Below are 16,487 nucleotides of genomic sequence, written 5' to 3' on the forward strand. Positions count from 1 at the left end.
GCCGCAGAATCGGCAACACTTGAACCCGATGGAGTGACTGCAATGCCCAAATCAATCGTCGCCGCCCTGCAGATCGGCGCCTTGCCCGGTGGCAAGGGTGAAACTCTGGAACAGATCCTGAGCTGGGAAGACGCGATCAGCGAGTCCGGCGCGGCACTGGTGGTGATGCCTGAAGCGTTGCTCGGTGGCTATCCGAAAGGTGAGGGCTTCGGCACGCAGTTGGGCTATCGCTTGCCCGAGGGGCGTGAGGCCTACGCCCGCTACTTCGCCAACGCCATTGACGTGCCGGGGGCAGAAACCGAGGCACTGGCCGGTTTGTCGGCGCGCACCGGGGCCAATCTGGTGATCGGCGTGATCGAGCGTGCCGGCAGCACGTTGTATTGCACGGCGCTGTATTTCGATCCGCAGGCGGGGCTGGTGGCCAAGCATCGCAAACTGATGCCGACCGGCACCGAACGGCTGATCTGGGGCAAGGGCGACGGCTCGACGCTGCCGGTGCTCGGCACCCAGGTCGGTAAACTCGGCGCGGTGGTGTGCTGGGAAAACATGATGCCGCTGCTGCGCACGGCAATGTACGCCAAGGGCATTGAAGTCTGGTGCGCGCCGACCGTGGACGAGCGCGAGATGTGGCAGGTCAGCATGCGTCACATCGCCCACGAGGGCCGTTGCTTTGTGGTCAGCGCCTGTCAGATGCAGGCCTCGCCGAACGAGCTGGGCGTGGAAATTGCCAACTGGCCGGCGGATCGGCCGCTGATTGCCGGCGGCAGTGTGATTGTCGGGCCGATGGGCGATGTGCTGGCCGGGCCGTTGCGCGGGGAGGCCGGGTTGCTGACGGCTGAGATCGATACTGATGAGCTGGTGCGGGCGCGGTACGACTATGACGTGGTCGGCCACTATGCGCGGCCGGATGTGTTTGAGCTGAGTGTCGATGAGCGGGCCAAACCCGGCGTGCGTTTCACCGTATAACTTCGGGACTGACACATACCCTGTGGGAGCGGGCTTGCTCGCGAATGCGTCAGATCATCCAACATCATCGTTGAATGTCACACCGCTTTCGCGAGCAAGCTCGCTCCCACAGGGGAGAGTATGTGCAGTCGGTTACCAGGTTGCAGCAGTGGCCTTCGGCAAACTCAGCTTGCCACTGTCGACAAATCGCATGGTGCCGAACACGCCGCCCGCGAGTTTGCCGCGCAGTACGTAGGGCAGGTTGTCGAGGGTTTGTGTCTGGCTCAAACCCAGAGTCTGGCGCAGTACCGAGAACGCGGAAACGCTGACCGGCACGCTGACCACGGTTTCCGAGAAGCGCGGGATCGAGCCGACCTGATCGCTGACGCCCGAGGCCAGTGGACGGCCATTGACCTCCAGATCCAGGGCGATGCCGTTGTAATCGATGGCCGTCTCATTGGGGTTCTGCACCCGCAACTTGATCGCGAAACGCACTTCCAGATCCTGGCTCGGCAACGGTTCGAGGCCGACCACGTTGATGTTCACCGGATCGCGGTTGGGAAACAGCGCGCAGGCGCTCAGGGACAACAGCAGCAGGGACAGGATGACGGCGTGGACGCGGCGCATAAACAGTCTCTCAACGAAAAAGGGCTGAACCGTTGCCGGCTCAGCCCTTTTTTCATGGCGCAGCGTCAGCGGTTCAACTGTGCGACCGCCGCTGCAGATGCAGGTTCAGCTTTGGCCGGCAGATCGGGGTTTTCCATGACCTGCAGAATCGACGCTTCCGGATCGAAATCGTCTTCCTCCAGCTCAATGAATTCTTCCGGCAGGAAGATATTCAGCACGATAGCGCACAACGCACCGACGGTGATCGGCGATTCGAAGATGTTACGCAGCGCTTGCGGCAACTCGCGCAGCACTTCCGGCACGGCGGCGATGCCCAGGCCCATGCCCAGGGAGATCGCCACGATCAACATGTTGCGCCGATGCAGGCCGGCCTCGGCGAGGATCTTGATCCCGGCCACGGCCACGGTGCCGAACATCACCAGTTCCGCGCCGCCGAGTACCGGTTTGGGCATCAGTTGCAGCACCGCGCCGATCATCGGGAACAGCCCCAGCAGCACCAGCAGGCCGGCGATGAAGAACGCCACGTAGCGGCTGGCCACGCCAGTCAACTGGATCACGCCGTTATTCTGCGCGAACGTGACCATCGGCATGCTGTTGAACACCGCTGCCATCGCCGAGTTGAGGCCATCGGCGAGCAACCCGGACTTGATCCGGCGGATGTACAGCGGCCCCTTGACCGGTTGCCGCGAGATCATCGAGTTGGCGGTCAGGTCACCGGCCGCTTCCAGCGGCGAAACCAGGAAGATCACCGCCACCGGCACGAACGCCACCCAGTCGAAATTGAAGCCGTACTTGAACGGCACCGGCACGCTGACCAGCGGCACTTCGGGCATCGAGGCGAAGTCCACCGTGCCCATCAGCCAAGCGACCACGTAGCCGAGAGTCAGGCCGATGACGATCGCGCCCAGGCGCAGAAACGGCACGTCGACGCGGTTCAGCACAACGATAGTGCCGATCACCAGCGCGGCCAGAAACACATGGCTGGCGGCGCCCAGATCGGGTGCGCCGAAGCCGCCGGCAATGTCGGTCATCGCCACTTTGATCAGCGACAGGCCCATCAGGGTGATGATGGTGCCGGTGACCACCGGGGTGATCAGCATCCGCAGTTTGCCGATGAACTGACTGAGCACCACTTCGATGAACGCGGCGAAAAAACACACGCCGAAAATCGTCGAGAGGATTTCATCGGTGCCGCCGCCCCGGGCCTTGACCATGAACCCGGCGCTGAGAATCACGCTGATAAAGGAAAAACTGGTGCCTTGCAGGCACAGCAGACCGGAACCGACCGGGCCGAAACGCTTGGCTTGAACGAACGTGCCGAGGCCTGAAACGAACAGCGCCATGCTGATCAGGTACGGAATTTCACTTTGCAGACCGAGGGCGCCGCCCATGATCAGGGTCGGGGTGATAATGCCGACGAAGCTCGCCAGCACGTGTTGCAGCGCAGCGAAGACGGTGGCGGTGAGGTGCGGACGGTCGTTGAGGCCGTAGAGCAGATCGTTGTTGCGCGGGACTTTTTCAGAGGCGGTCATGGTGTTTTGCGCGCCGCGAGGCGGGGCCGGGTCAGAAAATGGAGGCGCAGGATGCCGGAAGAGGACGGCGAGGGCAACGAGCAAAAATTGCCTGAAAGGTCAAGAAATACGGGGTTTGAACTGGTTGCTGTTTCTGTGGTGAGGGGATTTATCCCCGATGGACTGCGTAGCAGGCCCAGCTCCTGAATACCAGAGAGCCGGGCCGCTTCGCGCCCATCGGGGATAAATCCCCTCGCTACAGGGTTATTTGCTGGCAGAAATTTTTCAGGTGAAGGCTGCGAGCAAATCCTCCTCAAACGCCTTCTGCGCATCCCCCGGCACCTGCGCCCGGTGCCGGGCCAGATGAAACGCCACTTCGAAACTCAATTCCCCAGGCCGCAGCGCGCGCAGCAAGCCCTTGTCCTCCCAGACGCGCGCGTAGTGATCGGGGAGATAATCGACATGCTTGCCGGAAAGAATAAAGGCGAGGGTGCCCTCGACCTGCTCCGAACGCGCGGAAAAGCGCTTGTCCGGGAACGGCTCGCCCGTGCGCATGAATCGATACGGATGATCCACCCGGTCGCAGGCCCGCAACGCCGCGTCATCCGGTGCATCGACGCTGAACAGCGGATGCCCCTGCGCGCAATACAAATGCTGGGTTTCCCGGAACAGCTCGCGGTAATCGAAAGCGCTCTGCACCTGGGAGAAATAACCGATGGCCAGGTCCAGCCGCTGTTGCAGCAGCAGGCGCTCCATTTCACCGGGCATCGCGCTGATCAACTCGATGCGCACCGACTCATCGCGCTCGCGGAAGCGCCGGATCGCATCCGCCAACCGCAGCAGCACCGACTGATCAACCGCCTCGGACAAGCCCAGCCGCACTTCACCGATCAACCGTCCAGCAACGCCGTTGGATTGATGCCGGAACGTCTCGATGGACTGGAACAGTGCACGAATCGCGATCAGCAGTTGCTCACCCTTGGGCGTGACGTTGAAACCGCCTTTGCCGCGGCTGCACAGGCGATAACCGAGGCGGGTCTCAAGCTTGGCCATTTGCTGACTGATGCTCGACTGGCTGAGGCCCAATTCACCTTGCGCCGCGCTGAAGCCGCCACATTCCACGACTCGCACAAACAGGCGCAGCAACTGCAAATCGAGGTCGTGAAGCTGACCGAGCATTACATTACTCCGGGATAAAGTCAGGTTAACAAACTTGATATTTCTGCAATGTATCCGACGGCGCATCCTGCCACCACTTCCTCCGGTCAGGTGTTCGTCATGGCTCCCGTGTTCAAGCTATGTTTTCCCGCGCTGTTGTTGTCCGTAGTCATCCAGGCACACGCCGAGGACAAAACCCTCAATCTCTACAGCTGGGCCGATTACGTGCCGGCGCAGACGCTGCAACGTTTCGAGCAGGAAACCGGCATTCATGTGCGCTACGACACCTTCGATACGTCCGAGGTGCTGGAAACCAAACTGCTGACCGGTGGCAGCGGTTATGACGTGGTGGTGCCGTCGTCCAGCGTACTGGCCCGTGGCTTGGCAGCAGGCGCGCTGAAGGAAATCCCGCATGAAGGCCTCAAGGGTTACGCCAATCTTGATCCCGATCTGCTGGAAAAACTCGCCGCCGTCGATCCCGGCAATCGCTACGCCGTGCCTTATACCTGGGGAACGCTCGGTTTGGGCCTGAACGTCGAGGCGGTGAAAAAGCGCCTGCCGGATGCGCCGCTGAACAGCCTCGATCTGCTGTTCAAGCCCGAGTACGCGAGCAAACTCAAGGACTGCGGGATTGCCGTGCTCGATTCGCCACAGGAAGTCATTGGTCTGGCGCTGCATTACCTCGGCAAAGATCCCTACAGCACCGACAAGCATGATCTGGCCGCTGCCGAAGCCTTGTTGCAGAAACTCCAGCCGTCGGTGCTGTATGTCGCCACCGGCCGGCAGATCAACGATCTGGCCAATGGCAGTGTCTGTCTGGCGCTGACCTACAACGGCGACGTGAGCATGGCCGCCGATCAGGCGCACAAGGTCAACAAAGCCTACGAAGTCGCCTACCGGATTCCGCGCGAAGGCACGTTGATCTGGCAGGACAATCTGGCCATTCCCAAGGACGCGCCAAACCCGCAAGCGGCGCGGGCGTTCATCGAATTCATGCTGCGCCCCGAGTCGGTGGCCGAGCTGACCAATACGCTGTTTTTCGCCACCGCCAACCAGGCCGCGACGCCGCTGGTGGATGAGGCGGTGCGTAACGATCCAGACATCTATCCACCCGCCGAAATGCGCGATCGCTTGTACGCCGACCGCAGCATGAGCCTCAAGGACATGCGTCAGCGCACGCGTCTGTGGACCACTTTCCGTAGCCATCAATAACAAAAGGAGCACACCGATGGACGTGCCGATGCTCAATGACCAAGCCCTGACCCGCGACAGCCTGTACGGCACGAGTGCCGAAAGCACCTACGCCGGGATCACCAGTTTCATGCGTCGCCGCTACAGCCGTGATTTGCGCGGCGTCGACGTGGCGGTCAGCGGGGTTCCGTTCGACACCGCCACCAGCAACCGCCCGGGCGCACGCTTCGGGCCACGGGGGATTCGCGCCGCCTCCACCGGGATCGCCTGGGAACGCCACTGGCCGTGGGCGTTCGATCCGTTCGATCATCTGGCGGTGATCGACTACGGCGACTGCGATTTCGATTACGGCTCGCCGCACAGCATCCCGGAAAGCATCGAGGCTCACGCCGAACGCGTTCTTCAAGCTGGCAGCGCCATGCTTACGTTTGGCGGCGACCATTTCATCACTTATCCGTTGCTCAAGGCCCATGCACGTAAGCACGGCGCGCTGTCGCTGATCCACTTCGATGCGCACAGCGACACCTGGCCGGACGAGGGCGGCAAACGCGTCGATCACGGCACCATGTTCTGGCATGCGGCCAGGGAAGGGCTGGTAGATCCGGCGTGCTCGGTGCAGATCGGTTTGCGCACCACCAATGACGATCATCAGGGCTTTGCCGTGCTCGACGCCCGCCAGGTGCATCGGCGTGGCTGCGAGGCGATAGTCGAGGCGATTCGCGCGCGGGTCGGCGATCACCCGGTGTACCTGACGTTTGATATCGATTGCCTGGATCCGGCCTTTGCCCCGGGCACTGGCACTCCCGTGTGTGGCGGGCTGAGCACGTTGCAGGCGCTGGAAATTCTCGGCGGTTTGCGCGGGATCAATCTGGTGGGCATGGACGTGGTGGAAGTGGCGCCGGCCTATGACCATGCGGACGTGACGTCGCTGGCAGCGGCCACCCTGGCAATGGAAATGCTCTGCCTGTACGCCGCCCGACACAAAGTCGACCGCTGACACGCCACAAAGCCCATGTGGGAGTGGGCTTGCTCACGAATGCGGTGTGTCATTCAACGGTGATGTTGGCTGCCCCGGCCCCTTCGCGAGCAAGCCCGCTCCCACAGGGGGTTGTATTCCAGGCAGTTCCTGCACGCTGTTTTGAGGTCGCGAGATATACAGTCGATCTTTGCCCCCCACAAAGCCAATGTGGGAGTGGGCTTGCTCACGAAAGCGGTGTGTCATACAACGATGCTGCTGGCTGGCCTGACGCCTTCGAGCAAGCCCGCTCCCACAGGAGGTTGTATTCCAGGCAGTTGTTGCACGCTGTTTTGAGGTCGCGAGATATACAGTCGATCTTTGCCCCCCACAAAACCCATGTGGGAGTGGGCTTGCTCACGAATGCGGTGTGTCATTCAACGGTGATGTTGGCTGCCCCGGCCCCTTCGCGAGCAAGCCCGCTCCCACAAAAGGGCACCTGTTTTTCAGGGACATCGTGGCATACTGCCGCGCATGACTTTCGACTCTCCTTTAAGCGCCTGGCAACACGCGATCGAGCACAAGGGTTTCATCCAGGATGAAGCCCAGGAGCATGCGGTCTGGGCCTTGCAAAAATGCCATGAAGCCTTGCACACCGGTGCCCGTTCGGTCACCGGCGTGTACTTGTGGGGCCCGGTCGGGCGCGGCAAGACCTGGTTGATGGATCAGTTTTATCAGAGCCTGCGGGTGCCGGCCCGACGGCAGCACTTTCATCATTTCATGGGCTGGGTGCATCAGCGCTCGTTCCAGCTCACTGGCATCGCCGATCCGTTGCGGGCGTTGGCCAAAGAGTTGGCGGCGGAAGTGCGGGTGCTGTGTTTCGACGAGCTGTTCGTCAATGACATCGGCGATGCGATCATTCTCGGGCGGCTGTTTCAGGTGATGTTCGACGAAGGCGTGGTGGTGGTCTGCACCTCCAACCTGCCGCCGGATGAACTGTACGCCGACGGCTTCAACCGTGATCGTTTTGTCCCGGCGATTGCCGCGATCAAGGCGCATATGCAAGTGGTGGCGGTGAACGGTGCCGAGGATCATCGCCTGCATCCGGGCGCGGGTCAGCAGCGCTATTTTGTCGCTGCGCCGGGACAGGGCAGTGCTCTGGAGCAGGTCTTCCAGTCACTCAACGCCGGGCAGCCCGCCAGCGCCGAGCCGGTGCCCGTCGGCCATCGTGTGCTGAACGTGGTGCAAGCCGGTGCGACGGTGCTCTGGTGCCGCTATGCCGATCTCTGCGAGCAACCATTTGCCGCGATGGATTTCATCGCACTGTGCGACAACTATCGGTCTATTCTGTTGAGCGACGTGCCGAACCTCAGCGCGCAGAAACGCGAAGGGCGCATCGCTCGCGGCACCGAGGACGGCTCGGCGCAGGTGGTGGCCGGTGACCGTGAGTTGCCGCAACTGTCGGTGCACGACGACGGCGTGCGTCGCTTCATTGCTTTGGTCGACGAGTGTTACGACCGTAAGGTGCCGCTGTACATTGAAGCCCAGGTACCGATGGAGGCGCTGTACACCGAGGGTTATCTGGAATTCCCGTTCCGGCGCACCCTCAGCCGGTTGCAGGAGATGCAGCTGCAGCGTTTTGCCGAATCCTGAGCGAAGAGGGCGCGAGTATGAGCCAACCGCTGTCGCATCATTTACTGACCATGGCTTACCAGAACGCGTGGGCCAATCATCGCCTGGGCAAAGCCTGGACTCAGCTCGACGCCACTGAGCTGGCGGCGCCGCGAACCAGCTTCTTTCCGAGTATCCGCCTCACCCTCAATCACATCCTGACGTGCGACTGGTTCTACGTCGATGCACTGGAACGCGAGTTGCGCGGTGACGACCCGCATCCTGATTGCTATGTGTTTTTCAACCATGACGAGCCGTTTACCGAGGCTGCAGCGCTGCGTGAAGAGCAGGCGCACGTCGATCGTCGACTGATCGCTTATTGCGAACAGCTGCGCGATGCCGATCTGGGGCGGATCGTCACCATCGCCCGGGAAACGCCGCAGCATGACAGTCGCTTGCGTATGCTGTCGCACCTGTTCGAGCACCAGATTCATCATCGTGGGCAGGTGCACGCGATGCTCAGCGCGACCACGGTGAAACCGCCGCAACTGGATGAGTTCTTCTGCGCCGGCGAGAGCGGGTTGCGTGCTCAGGATTTTGCCGAGTTGGGCTGGACCGAAGAGCTGATCTGGGGGCGTTGATGCCTGGAAATCAAAAGATCCGGTTGTGGCCCGCAACATCCTCGCGGTAAGGTCGAACAGCCTTTCAGGTGCGCACTTTGCACGCCGGGGCCATGATCGGGGATGGAAATGGATTCCGCAGAAATTCTTGTGCTGCAAGCCAGTTACACCAATCCACTGCACGCCGAAGCCATCGGCATCGTGCTCAATCATTACGCAGAAGATCCCATGGGCGGCGGCCATTCGCTTGACCCGGAACTGTTGCGTCGCGTGCCGGAAGAACTTGCGCGCAGGCCTCATGCGTTCAGTGTGCTGGCGTTCGTCGGTGGCGAGCCGGCAGGGCTGGTGAACTGCTTTGAAGGTTTCTCGACGTTCGCCTGCAAGCCGCTGGTCAATGTCCATGACGTGGCGGTCGTGAGCAAATTTCGCGGCCTCGGCTTGAGTCAGAAAATGCTGCGCAAGGTCGAGGAAATCTGCCGTCAGCGCGGTTGCTGCAAGATCACCCTGGAAGTGCTCGAAGGCAACGAGGTGGCACAGAACTCCTACCGCAAATTCGGCTTCGCCCCCGGCATGTTCGACCCGGAACATGGCCGTATGCTGTTCTGGATCAAGGATCTGCAGGCATAAAAAAGGCGCCCCGGACAGGGCGCCCAACTGTCGTCTCCGAGGCCAGAGCGGAGCCATCGGAGGTCCATCGGTTGCTCGGTGAATCAGTCGCGATAAGACTCGGTGACTTGCGCGGTCTGATCGTTCGGAACCTTCAGTTCCGCTGCTTTGCTATCGGTCGGCTGTTCGCTTGGCGCGTGGTGGACCGGGAAGTTGTCGTAGTAATGCCGCATGCGTTCGGCGCCGCCCTCGGCAAAGGCGCTGGCGGAACCGAGGGCGAGTAGCCCGGCAAGAATGGCGGTGGTGGTTTTCATGGTGCCTCCTACTGAAAAACGTGGGAGCCGTTCGTCCATGAAGCAGATCTCGGGGCACAGTGTCCCGGCGGGGAATTAACTCGGGGTTAACAGCGGTGGCGAGGGGGAGGTGACGCATTGCGCGTCACCTCGAGAGTGGGGCTGCTTCGCGACCCATCGGGGATAAATCCCCTCACTACATGGGCTTGTTTGAGTGCGCCGGTCAGAGCTTCCAGTCCAGGCTCAAGGTCACCGTGCGCGGATCGCCCCAGTACACGCCGTTGTAGAAGCCGACGTTGTCGTAATACTTCTTGTCGAACAGGTTATCGACGTTCAGCGACGCCGACAGATGCCTGTCGAACTCATAGCGCGACATCAGCTTGACCACGGTGTAGGCCTCCTGGTTGATTCGCGCCGGTTCGGTGATGATCCGGCCGTTGGCGCCGCGCCCGACCGGGCGGTTGGCCGCGCCATAGACGTCGCTCTGCCAGTTCACCGCGCCACCCACGGTCAATGCGTGCCAGTTGCCCGGCAGACGATAGGCCGTGGACAGCCGCAGCATGTTCAGTGGTTGAGCGGTGTTGCTGCGCTGTTTTTCGCCGTCGACGGAGTGGGTGTAGGTGTAGCCGGCGGTCATGTTCCAGCCGCTGAGAATTTCCCCGGACACTTCGGCCTCGAAGCCATTGACCTTGTTACCCTTGCCGCCGGACTTGAAAAACTCCTCGCCGCTCACCGGGTCCGGGGGCACCGAGTTGTCACGCTCGGCGACGTTGTCCTGTTTGCTCCAGAACACTGCCGTCGCCAGGTTCAGGCGTTCGTCGAGCAGGCTGCCTTTGAGCCCGACTTCATAGTTGCTGCCAATCACCGGGTCGAGGTAATTGCGGTTGCTGTCGCGCTTACTCTGCGGTTTGAAAATGTCGGTGTAGCTGGCGTAAACCGTGTACTCCGGCGTCAGGTCGTAAAGCAGGCCGGCGTAGGGTGTCCAGATATCATTCTGGCGTTGATGGGTGGCATCGGTGCTGGTCAGTTTTTGCTGCGTATCATAGTAGTAATCGGTGCTGGATTCGTCCCAACTGCCATAGCGGCTGCCGAGTACTGCATGCAGCTCATCGGTCAGGCTCAGACGTGTCGCGAGATAACCGGCTTTCTGCCGGGTGATGCCTCGCGCGCCCGGCAGGCTGGTGACAGTGTCGGCGAATTTGCCGATGTCACCCATGTATTTCCAGTCGCGGATCTTGCCGTAGTCGGCGGCTTGGGGACTGTTGAAGGCGTAGGGCGAAGTCGAGCGGTTTTCCGCCTCGCCGTAGCCGAACATCATCTCGTGTTCGCGGCCGAACAGTTGGTACGGCCCCGACAGGTTGAGGTCGTACACGCTCATTTTCTGCGTGCCGAGCATGTGCCCCATGTAGGCCGTCATGCCGCTGCGGTCGGCCTCGGGAAAACCGGAGCCGCCGTAATAGACCTTGCCGTCGGTATCACTTTCGCGGTGGGTGTAGGCGGCCTTCAGCTTCCAGCCATTACCCAATTGCTGGTCCAGGGTAACGAACGCGGTCTTGTCCTTCAGCGGCCAGGAGCTCCAGGATGTCGCCATGTTCGTTGACCGGCCGAGGCCGGCCTTGCTGCCGTCGGCGTTCCAGTACGGCACCGTCCCCCAGGAGGTGCCCTGAACCTGCTTGTCCTGATAGTCGTAACCGACGGCAAGCACCGTGGAGTCGGTCAGATCAGCTTCGAGAATGCCGTAGCCGACCTCGCGCTGCAGCGCGTATTTGTCGCGGAACGACTGGCTGTCGCGATAGGCCAGCACCGTACGCCCGCGCAGCCGACCGTCGAAGGCCAGCGGCCCGCCGACATCGACATAGCTGTAGTAGTTGTCGTAGCTGCCGCCACTGACCCCGGCCAGTGCCTGCCACTGGGCAGTCGGGCGCTTGCGCACCATGTTGATCGTCGCTGAAGGATCACCCGCGCCGGTGGTCAGGCCGGTGGCGCCGCGTACCACTTCGATGCGGTCGTAGATGATGGTGTCCGAGTCTGACTTCATGCGCCCGAAGGTGTTGAGCATTCCGTCGATCTGGAAATTGTTGATCGGGTAACCCCGCGCCGAATAGCTGACCCGATCCGAGTCGTTGTGTTGCACGACGATGCCGGTGGTCTGGCGCATGGCTTCGGACAAGGTACCGAGCTTGAAATCATCCATCTGCTGGCGCGTGACCACGGACACCGATTGCGGGGTTTCCTTGATCGACAGGTTCAGCCGCGTCGCGGTGCTCATCGCGCCAGTGGTGTAGGAATCAGTGTTTTCAGTGTTAACGCCGAGGCCTTCGGCGCTGACGCTGGTGGCGTCCAGTTCCAGCGCCTGGGCGGCGGATTGTGGCGCTGTTTCAGGATCGGTTTCAGCCAGCAGATCGGCACTCAACGCCATGCTGAACAAGCCGACAGTCAGGGTCATGGAACGGGTAATGGGCGCGAACATCGCAGCCGACTCCTTGTCTTCGAGGGAAAAAATCCATTGGTTCAAAGACGAGACGCAGCACGACGATTTAGTAACAAACAAGAAATATTATTATTTGGAGATGTTTCCCGACTTCGCCGAGACGGGCGAAAAGCTGCTCACGGCGCTTGCCCAATAGACGGCGGCGGGTATGCTGTTGGCCTGCCGAGGAGATAGCAATGGCCTACGATTTTGATCTTTATGTGATTGGTGCCGGTTCTGGCGGTGTACGTGCAGCGCGCTTCGCCGCCGGTTTCGGTGCGAAAGTGGCGGTGGCCGAGAGCCGTTACCTGGGCGGCACCTGCGTCAACGTCGGCTGCGTGCCGAAGAAACTGCTGGTGTACGGCGCGCATTTCGCCGAAGACTTCGAGCAGTCGTCCGGTTTCGGCTGGAGCCTGGGCGAAGCGAATTTCGACTGGGCGACCCTGATCGCCAACAAAGACCGCGAGATCAATCGCCTCAACGGCATTTATCGCAACCTGCTGGTCAACAGCGGTGTGACCTTGCACGAAGCTCACGCGAAGATCGTCGGCCCGCACGAGGTCGAGGTCAACGGTGGGCGCTTCACTGCGAAAAACATCCTGATCGCCACCGGTGGCTGGCCGCAGATTCCGGAAATTCCGGGGCACGAACACGCGATCAGCTCCAATCAGGCGTTCTTCCTCAAGCAGCTGCCGAAGCGGGTGCTGGTGGTCGGTGGTGGTTACATCGCGGTCGAGTTCGCCGGGATTTTCCACGGTCTGGGCGCGAACACTACGCTGCTGTATCGCGGTGATCTGTTCCTGCGTGGTTTCGATGGCGCGGTGCGCAAGCATCTGCAGGAAGAGCTGACCAAGCGCGGCATGGATCTGCAATTCAACGCCGACATTACGCGCATCGACAAACAGCCTGACGGCAGCCTGAAAGCGACCCTCAAGGATGGTCGCGTGCTGGAAGCCGATTGCGTGTTCTACGCCACGGGCCGGCGTCCGATGCTGGACAACCTCGGGCTGGAAAACACCGATGTGCAGCTCACCGACAAAGGTTTCATCAAGGTTGACGAGCAATACCAGACCAGCGAGCCGTCGATTCTGGCGCTGGGTGATGTGATCGGTCGGGTGCAACTGACGCCAGTGGCACTGGCCGAAGGCATGGCGGTGGCGCGGCGCTTGTTCAAGCCTGAGCAATACCGTCCGGTGGATTACAAGATGATCCCGACCGCCGTGTTCAGTCTGCCGAACATCGGCACTGTCGGCTTGACCGAAGAAGAGGCGCGGGAAGCGGGGCATGAAGTGGTGATTTACGAGAGCCGCTTCCGCCCGATGAAGCTGACGCTGACCGAGTGTCAGGAGAAAACCCTGATGAAACTGGTGGTCGACGGCAAGACCGACAAGGTGCTCGGTTGCCACATGGTCGGCCCGGACGCGGGGGAGATCGTCCAAGGCTTGGCGATCGCGCTGAAGGCTGGCGCGACCAAGCGTGACTTCGACGACACGATCGGGGTGCACCCGACGGCCGCCGAAGAGTTCGTCACCATGCGTACGCCGGTCGGCGCTTAAGCGTCCTTCGCTTTGGCTGTGTCTGGCGCTGCCGCAACGGTAGCCGCCAGACGCAAGCTGTCCTCGAGGCTGGCCTGAGTCTTGGTCAGTTCCTTTTCCAGTGACTGATTGAGCTGCCGTTGTTCGTCGGCATCCTGTTTCAGCGTCTGACTTTCCAGCAGGGCCACGCGCAGGCGTTCCTGGAGGAGGGTGCGCTCGTTGTCGACGCGAGTGGCTTGCTCCAGCAACTGATCCTGACGCTGGTTGCTGTGCTTGAGCTGATCCTGCATCAGGCTCAGTTCGCGCTGGGTGCCACGGTTTTCCGTGAGCAGGCGTTCGTTGTCGCGATGCAACTGAGTGATCTCGTCCTGACGCACCAGTGCACTTTGTTGCGCCTGGCGCAATTCCATCTGCAACTGCTGCATCTGTCCTTCATGACGGGCCTGCTCCTGCTCGCGCTGCTCTTTAGTGGCGTTGCGGTAATGCTCGAGAGCATCGCGGGCGTGCAGATGTTTCTCTTCCAGCGAGCGGATCTGCTCGTCCTTGTCCTGCAGGCGCAATTCGAAATCAGCCAGCGCCTGATTGAGTCCGGCGTTGCGGGTTTGCTCGGTCTGCAGCATCGAGCGGGTTTCTTTTAGCGCTTCGGATTCCTTGGCCAGCGCCGCGCCTTGAATGTCGTGCTGTTGTTCCAGTTGCTCAAGTGCCTGGCGCACCTGCTTGAGTTCCGACTCCAGGGTTTCACGCTGCTCCTCGAACTGCTCGCGGGCTTGCTCGATCGGCTCTTGCGCCTGTTCTTTCAGGCGCTGGGCGAGACGCGAGACCAGTGCGGTCAGTTCGTCATTGATCGGTTCCGCGGACGCTTCGAGCGGTTGGCTGCCGTCATCCAGCTCTTTCAGATAGCGATGGATCGTGGTTTTCGAACCGGTGTTGCCCAGTTCGATGCGTACTGCATCGATGCTGGGGTGTTCGCCTCGGGCCAGAATCGCTGAGCGCGCGATCTGCACCACTGCTTTATTAACGCCACCACGGGCCATTTTAACTCCTACCATTACGTACTGTGGTACATGCCACCAAAGTACGCAGTGTACCACGCTGAAAATAAAGTTAAATGCTTGATTATTCACAGGCGGGATATACTGGTATTACCCAATGTCAGACCCCTGAATCGGTTTTTTCATCCAGCAATCAGTACGCCTGCGAGAACACTGCCCATGAGCGAGATCGATCGCTATCTGCAAGCCGCCACCCGTGACAACACCCGCCGCAGCTATCGTTCGGCGATCGAGCATTTCGAAGTGAAGTGGGGCGGCTTCCTGCCAGCGACCGCCGACAGCGTGGCGCGGTATCTGGTCGAGCATGCCGGGGTGCTGTCGATCAACACTCTGAAACTGCGGCTGTCAGCGCTGGCGCAGTGGCACAACAGTCAGGGTTTTGCCGATCCGACCAAGGCGCCGGTGGTGCGCAAAGTGTTCAAAGGCATTCGCGCACTGCATCCGGCGCAGGAAAAACAGGCCGAACCGTTGCAATTGCACGATCTGCAGCAAGTGGTCGACTGGCTGGAGCAGGAAGCCAGTAGCGCCAGGCAGAATCAGGATCGTCCGCAGTTGCTCAAGGCCTATCGCGATCGGGCGCTGATTTTGCTGGGCTTCTGGCGGGGCTTCCGCAGTGACGAGTTGTGCCGTCTGCAGATCGAGCACGTGCAGGCGCACGCCGGCAGCAGCATCACCCTCTACCTGCCGCGCAGCAAGGGCGACCGCGACAACCTCGGGCAGACGTATCAGGCGCCGGCGCTGCTCAAACTGTGCCCGGTGCAGGCTTATATCGACTGGATCACCGAGGCGGCGCTGGTACGCGGTCCGGTGTTTCGCGGCGTCGACCGCTGGGGACATCTGAGCGAGGAGGGCTTGCACGCCAACAGCATCATTCCGCTGTTGCGTCAGGCACTGGAGCGCGCCGGCATCCCGGCCGAGCGTTACACCAGCCATTCCCTGCGCCGCGGCTTTGCCACGTGGGCGCATCAAAGCGGCTGGGATCTGAAATCGCTGATGAGTTACGTCGGCTGGAAGGATATGAAGTCAGCCATGCGCTATGTTGAAGCCAGCCCCTTTCACGGGATGGCCCGGATTACGGATAAACCGGCTTCGTCGTAGATATGGTTTTCTTCTATTAATACAGTCCGCTAATAGCGAAAACAAATCAGCAGCATCAGGTTTGCCAATGAGCCATCCGTCGAGTGAGTGGGTAGGATTCACCCATCGAATTCACAACCCTGACGGAGAGTCATCAATGCCTATCATCAACAGCCAAGTAAAACCGTTCAAAGCTACCGCGTTCAAAAACGGCGACTTCGTACAAGTCTCGGACGCTGACCTGAAAGGCAAATGGTCCGTAGTGTTCTTCTACCCAGCCGACTTCACCTTCGTGTGCCCAACCGAGCTGGAAGACCTGGCCGACAACTACGCTGCGTTCCAGAAACTGGGCGTGGAAATCTACAGCGTTTCGACCGACACCCACTTTGCTCACGCTGCCTGGCACAACACCTCGCCAGCGATCGGCAAAATCGAATACACCATGATCGGCGACCCGACCCACGTCATCTCCCGCAACTTCGACGTGCTGATCGAAGAAGCTGGCTTGGCTGACCGTGGCACCTTCGTGATCAACCCTGAAGGCCAGATCAAAATCGTTGAACTGAACGATGGCGGCGTTGGCCGTGACGCTTCCGAGCTGCTGCGCAAGATCAAGGCTGCTCAGTACGTTGCTGCTCACCCAGGCGAAGTTTGCCCGGCCAAGTGGAAAGAAGGCGAGGCCACTCTGGCTCCGTCCCTGGACCTGGTCGGCAAGATCTAAGTCTGTGACGCACGCAACACAGGGCGGGACTCCGCACCTACTTCAGTAAGCTGCACCGCCCATTGAAAAAGCCCGGGCGAGATTCGCTCGGGCTTTTTTTCGCCTCGAATAAAGA

At 60.8% G+C, this 16,487-nt stretch carries 16 protein-coding genes; 10 read left to right on the forward strand and 6 right to left on the reverse strand.

Features of this window, described 5'->3' with window-relative positions; all coding sequences use genetic code 11:
- Positions 1–42: 42 nt before the first annotated feature.
- Entirely contained in the window at positions 43–966 is a 924-nt protein-coding gene (locus M0808_RS15275; protein ID WP_247841740.1) for a carbon-nitrogen hydrolase family protein, read from the forward strand.
- A gap of 132 nt (positions 967–1,098) precedes the next feature.
- Here M0808_RS15275 and M0808_RS15280 read toward each other — a convergent pair whose 3' ends face one another.
- The 3 genes from M0808_RS15280 to M0808_RS15290 form a co-directional block, all read right to left on the reverse strand.
- Positions 1,099–1,572 (reverse strand): LEA type 2 family protein, encoded by a 474-nt coding sequence (locus M0808_RS15280; protein WP_007966053.1) that lies wholly within the window; start codon positions 1,570–1,572, stop codon positions 1,099–1,101.
- Positions 1,573–1,637: 65 nt separating this feature from the next.
- On the reverse strand, positions 1,638–3,104 hold the full coding sequence (locus tag M0808_RS15285; RefSeq protein WP_139055892.1) for a nucleobase:cation symporter-2 family protein: 1,467 nt from the start codon (positions 3,102–3,104) through the stop codon (positions 1,638–1,640).
- A 264-nt stretch (positions 3,105–3,368) separates the two neighbouring features.
- Positions 3,369–4,262, reverse strand: a complete 894-nt coding sequence (locus M0808_RS15290) for a LysR family transcriptional regulator (protein WP_247841741.1) — start codon at positions 4,260–4,262, stop codon at positions 3,369–3,371.
- Positions 4,263–4,361: 99 nt separating this feature from the next.
- Here M0808_RS15290 and M0808_RS15295 point away from each other — a divergent pair, with 99 nt between their 5' ends.
- From M0808_RS15295 to M0808_RS15315, 5 genes are all read left to right on the forward strand, one after another.
- A complete protein-coding gene (locus M0808_RS15295) occupies positions 4,362–5,453 on the forward strand; it encodes a polyamine ABC transporter substrate-binding protein (protein ID WP_247841742.1) in 1,092 nt (363 codons plus the stop codon).
- Positions 5,454–5,469: 16 nt separating this feature from the next.
- Positions 5,470–6,429 (forward strand): agmatinase, encoded by a 960-nt coding sequence (gene speB / locus M0808_RS15300; RefSeq protein WP_247841743.1) that lies wholly within the window; start codon positions 5,470–5,472, stop codon positions 6,427–6,429.
- Between the two features lie 492 nt (positions 6,430–6,921).
- The gene (gene zapE / locus M0808_RS15305; RefSeq protein WP_247841744.1) at positions 6,922–8,040 is read left to right on the forward strand and encodes a cell division protein ZapE; all 1,119 of its coding nucleotides are present in this window, start codon (positions 6,922–6,924) and stop codon (positions 8,038–8,040) included.
- Positions 8,041–8,057: 17 nt separating this feature from the next.
- Complete coding sequence (locus tag M0808_RS15310; RefSeq protein ID WP_247841745.1) at positions 8,058–8,639, forward strand: DinB family protein; 582 nt, start codon at positions 8,058–8,060, stop codon at positions 8,637–8,639.
- Positions 8,640–8,747: 108 nt separating this feature from the next.
- Positions 8,748–9,245 carry a GNAT family N-acetyltransferase gene (locus M0808_RS15315; RefSeq protein ID WP_098968408.1) on the forward strand — a complete coding sequence of 166 codons (498 nt, stop codon included), beginning with the start codon at positions 8,748–8,750 and terminating at the stop codon, positions 9,243–9,245.
- A gap of 83 nt (positions 9,246–9,328) precedes the next feature.
- On the opposite strand, the gene M0808_RS15320 is transcribed toward M0808_RS15315, so the two are convergent.
- Together M0808_RS15320 and M0808_RS15325 are read right to left on the reverse strand one after the other, a co-directional pair.
- Positions 9,329–9,538, reverse strand: a complete 210-nt coding sequence (locus M0808_RS15320; RefSeq protein WP_097089648.1) for a hypothetical protein — start codon at positions 9,536–9,538, stop codon at positions 9,329–9,331.
- A 202-nt stretch (positions 9,539–9,740) separates the two neighbouring features.
- Positions 9,741–11,987, reverse strand: coding sequence for a TonB-dependent siderophore receptor (locus tag M0808_RS15325; protein ID WP_247841746.1), 2,247 nt, complete (start codon positions 11,985–11,987; stop codon positions 9,741–9,743).
- On the opposite strand from M0808_RS15325, the gene M0808_RS15330 reads away from it, so the two are divergent.
- Both M0808_RS15330 and gorA read left to right on the forward strand, forming a co-directional pair.
- Complete coding sequence (locus tag M0808_RS15330; RefSeq protein ID WP_247841747.1) at positions 11,974–12,144, forward strand: hypothetical protein; 171 nt, start codon at positions 11,974–11,976, stop codon at positions 12,142–12,144. The two genes, M0808_RS15325 and M0808_RS15330, sit on opposite strands and share 14 nt — an antisense overlap.
- A gap of 40 nt (positions 12,145–12,184) precedes the next feature.
- Positions 12,185–13,543, forward strand: a complete 1,359-nt coding sequence (gene gorA / locus M0808_RS15335) for a glutathione-disulfide reductase (protein ID WP_247841748.1) — start codon at positions 12,185–12,187, stop codon at positions 13,541–13,543.
- Here gorA and M0808_RS15340 read toward each other — a convergent pair.
- Positions 13,540–14,556 (reverse strand): DNA-binding protein, encoded by a 1,017-nt coding sequence (locus M0808_RS15340; protein ID WP_247841749.1) that lies wholly within the window; start codon positions 14,554–14,556, stop codon positions 13,540–13,542. The two genes, gorA and M0808_RS15340, sit on opposite strands and share 4 nt — an antisense overlap.
- Positions 14,557–14,733: 177 nt before the next feature.
- On the opposite strand from M0808_RS15340, the gene M0808_RS15345 reads away from it, so the two are divergent.
- Together M0808_RS15345 and ahpC are read left to right on the forward strand one after the other, a co-directional pair.
- Positions 14,734–15,672, forward strand: a complete 939-nt coding sequence (locus tag M0808_RS15345) for a site-specific integrase (protein ID WP_247841750.1) — start codon at positions 14,734–14,736, stop codon at positions 15,670–15,672.
- Between the two features lie 136 nt (positions 15,673–15,808).
- Positions 15,809–16,372, forward strand: coding sequence for an alkyl hydroperoxide reductase subunit C (gene ahpC / locus M0808_RS15350; protein WP_003224621.1), 564 nt, complete (start codon positions 15,809–15,811; stop codon positions 16,370–16,372).
- The last annotated feature ends 115 nt before the right edge of the window (positions 16,373–16,487 follow it).

The organism is Pseudomonas sp. MWU12-3103b (genome assembly GCF_023100615.1).
GTDB classification, from domain to species: domain Bacteria; phylum Pseudomonadota; class Gammaproteobacteria; order Pseudomonadales; family Pseudomonadaceae; genus Aquipseudomonas; species Aquipseudomonas putida_A.

What these genes read in the sequence shown, in the direction of transcription:
- M0808_RS15275 (WP_247841740.1), top strand. Translation starts at nt 43, where the DNA reads ATGCCCAAATCAATCGTCGCCGCCCTGCAGATCGGCGCCTTGCCCGGT.
- M0808_RS15280 (WP_007966053.1), bottom strand. Translation starts at nt 1,572, where the DNA reads ATGCGCCGCGTCCACGCCGTCATCCTGTCCCTGCTGCTGTTGTCCCTG.
- M0808_RS15285 (WP_139055892.1), bottom strand. Translation starts at nt 3,104, where the DNA reads ATGACCGCCTCTGAAAAAGTCCCGCGCAACAACGATCTGCTCTACGGC.
- M0808_RS15290 (WP_247841741.1), bottom strand. Translation starts at nt 4,262, where the DNA reads ATGCTCGGTCAGCTTCACGACCTCGATTTGCAGTTGCTGCGCCTGTTT.
- M0808_RS15295 (WP_247841742.1), top strand. Translation starts at nt 4,362, where the DNA reads ATGGCTCCCGTGTTCAAGCTATGTTTTCCCGCGCTGTTGTTGTCCGTA.
- speB (WP_247841743.1), top strand. Translation starts at nt 5,470, where the DNA reads ATGGACGTGCCGATGCTCAATGACCAAGCCCTGACCCGCGACAGCCTG.
- zapE (WP_247841744.1), top strand. Translation starts at nt 6,922, where the DNA reads ATGACTTTCGACTCTCCTTTAAGCGCCTGGCAACACGCGATCGAGCAC.
- M0808_RS15310 (WP_247841745.1), top strand. Translation starts at nt 8,058, where the DNA reads ATGAGCCAACCGCTGTCGCATCATTTACTGACCATGGCTTACCAGAAC.
- M0808_RS15315 (WP_098968408.1), top strand. Translation starts at nt 8,748, where the DNA reads ATGGATTCCGCAGAAATTCTTGTGCTGCAAGCCAGTTACACCAATCCA.
- M0808_RS15320 (WP_097089648.1), bottom strand. Translation starts at nt 9,538, where the DNA reads ATGAAAACCACCACCGCCATTCTTGCCGGGCTACTCGCCCTCGGTTCC.
- M0808_RS15330 (WP_247841747.1), top strand. Translation starts at nt 11,974, where the DNA reads ATGGGCGCGAACATCGCAGCCGACTCCTTGTCTTCGAGGGAAAAAATC.
- M0808_RS15325 (WP_247841746.1), bottom strand. Translation starts at nt 11,987, where the DNA reads ATGTTCGCGCCCATTACCCGTTCCATGACCCTGACTGTCGGCTTGTTC.
- gorA (WP_247841748.1), top strand. Translation starts at nt 12,185, where the DNA reads ATGGCCTACGATTTTGATCTTTATGTGATTGGTGCCGGTTCTGGCGGT.
- M0808_RS15340 (WP_247841749.1), bottom strand. Translation starts at nt 14,556, where the DNA reads ATGGCCCGTGGTGGCGTTAATAAAGCAGTGGTGCAGATCGCGCGCTCA.
- M0808_RS15345 (WP_247841750.1), top strand. Translation starts at nt 14,734, where the DNA reads ATGAGCGAGATCGATCGCTATCTGCAAGCCGCCACCCGTGACAACACC.
- ahpC (WP_003224621.1), top strand. Translation starts at nt 15,809, where the DNA reads ATGCCTATCATCAACAGCCAAGTAAAACCGTTCAAAGCTACCGCGTTC.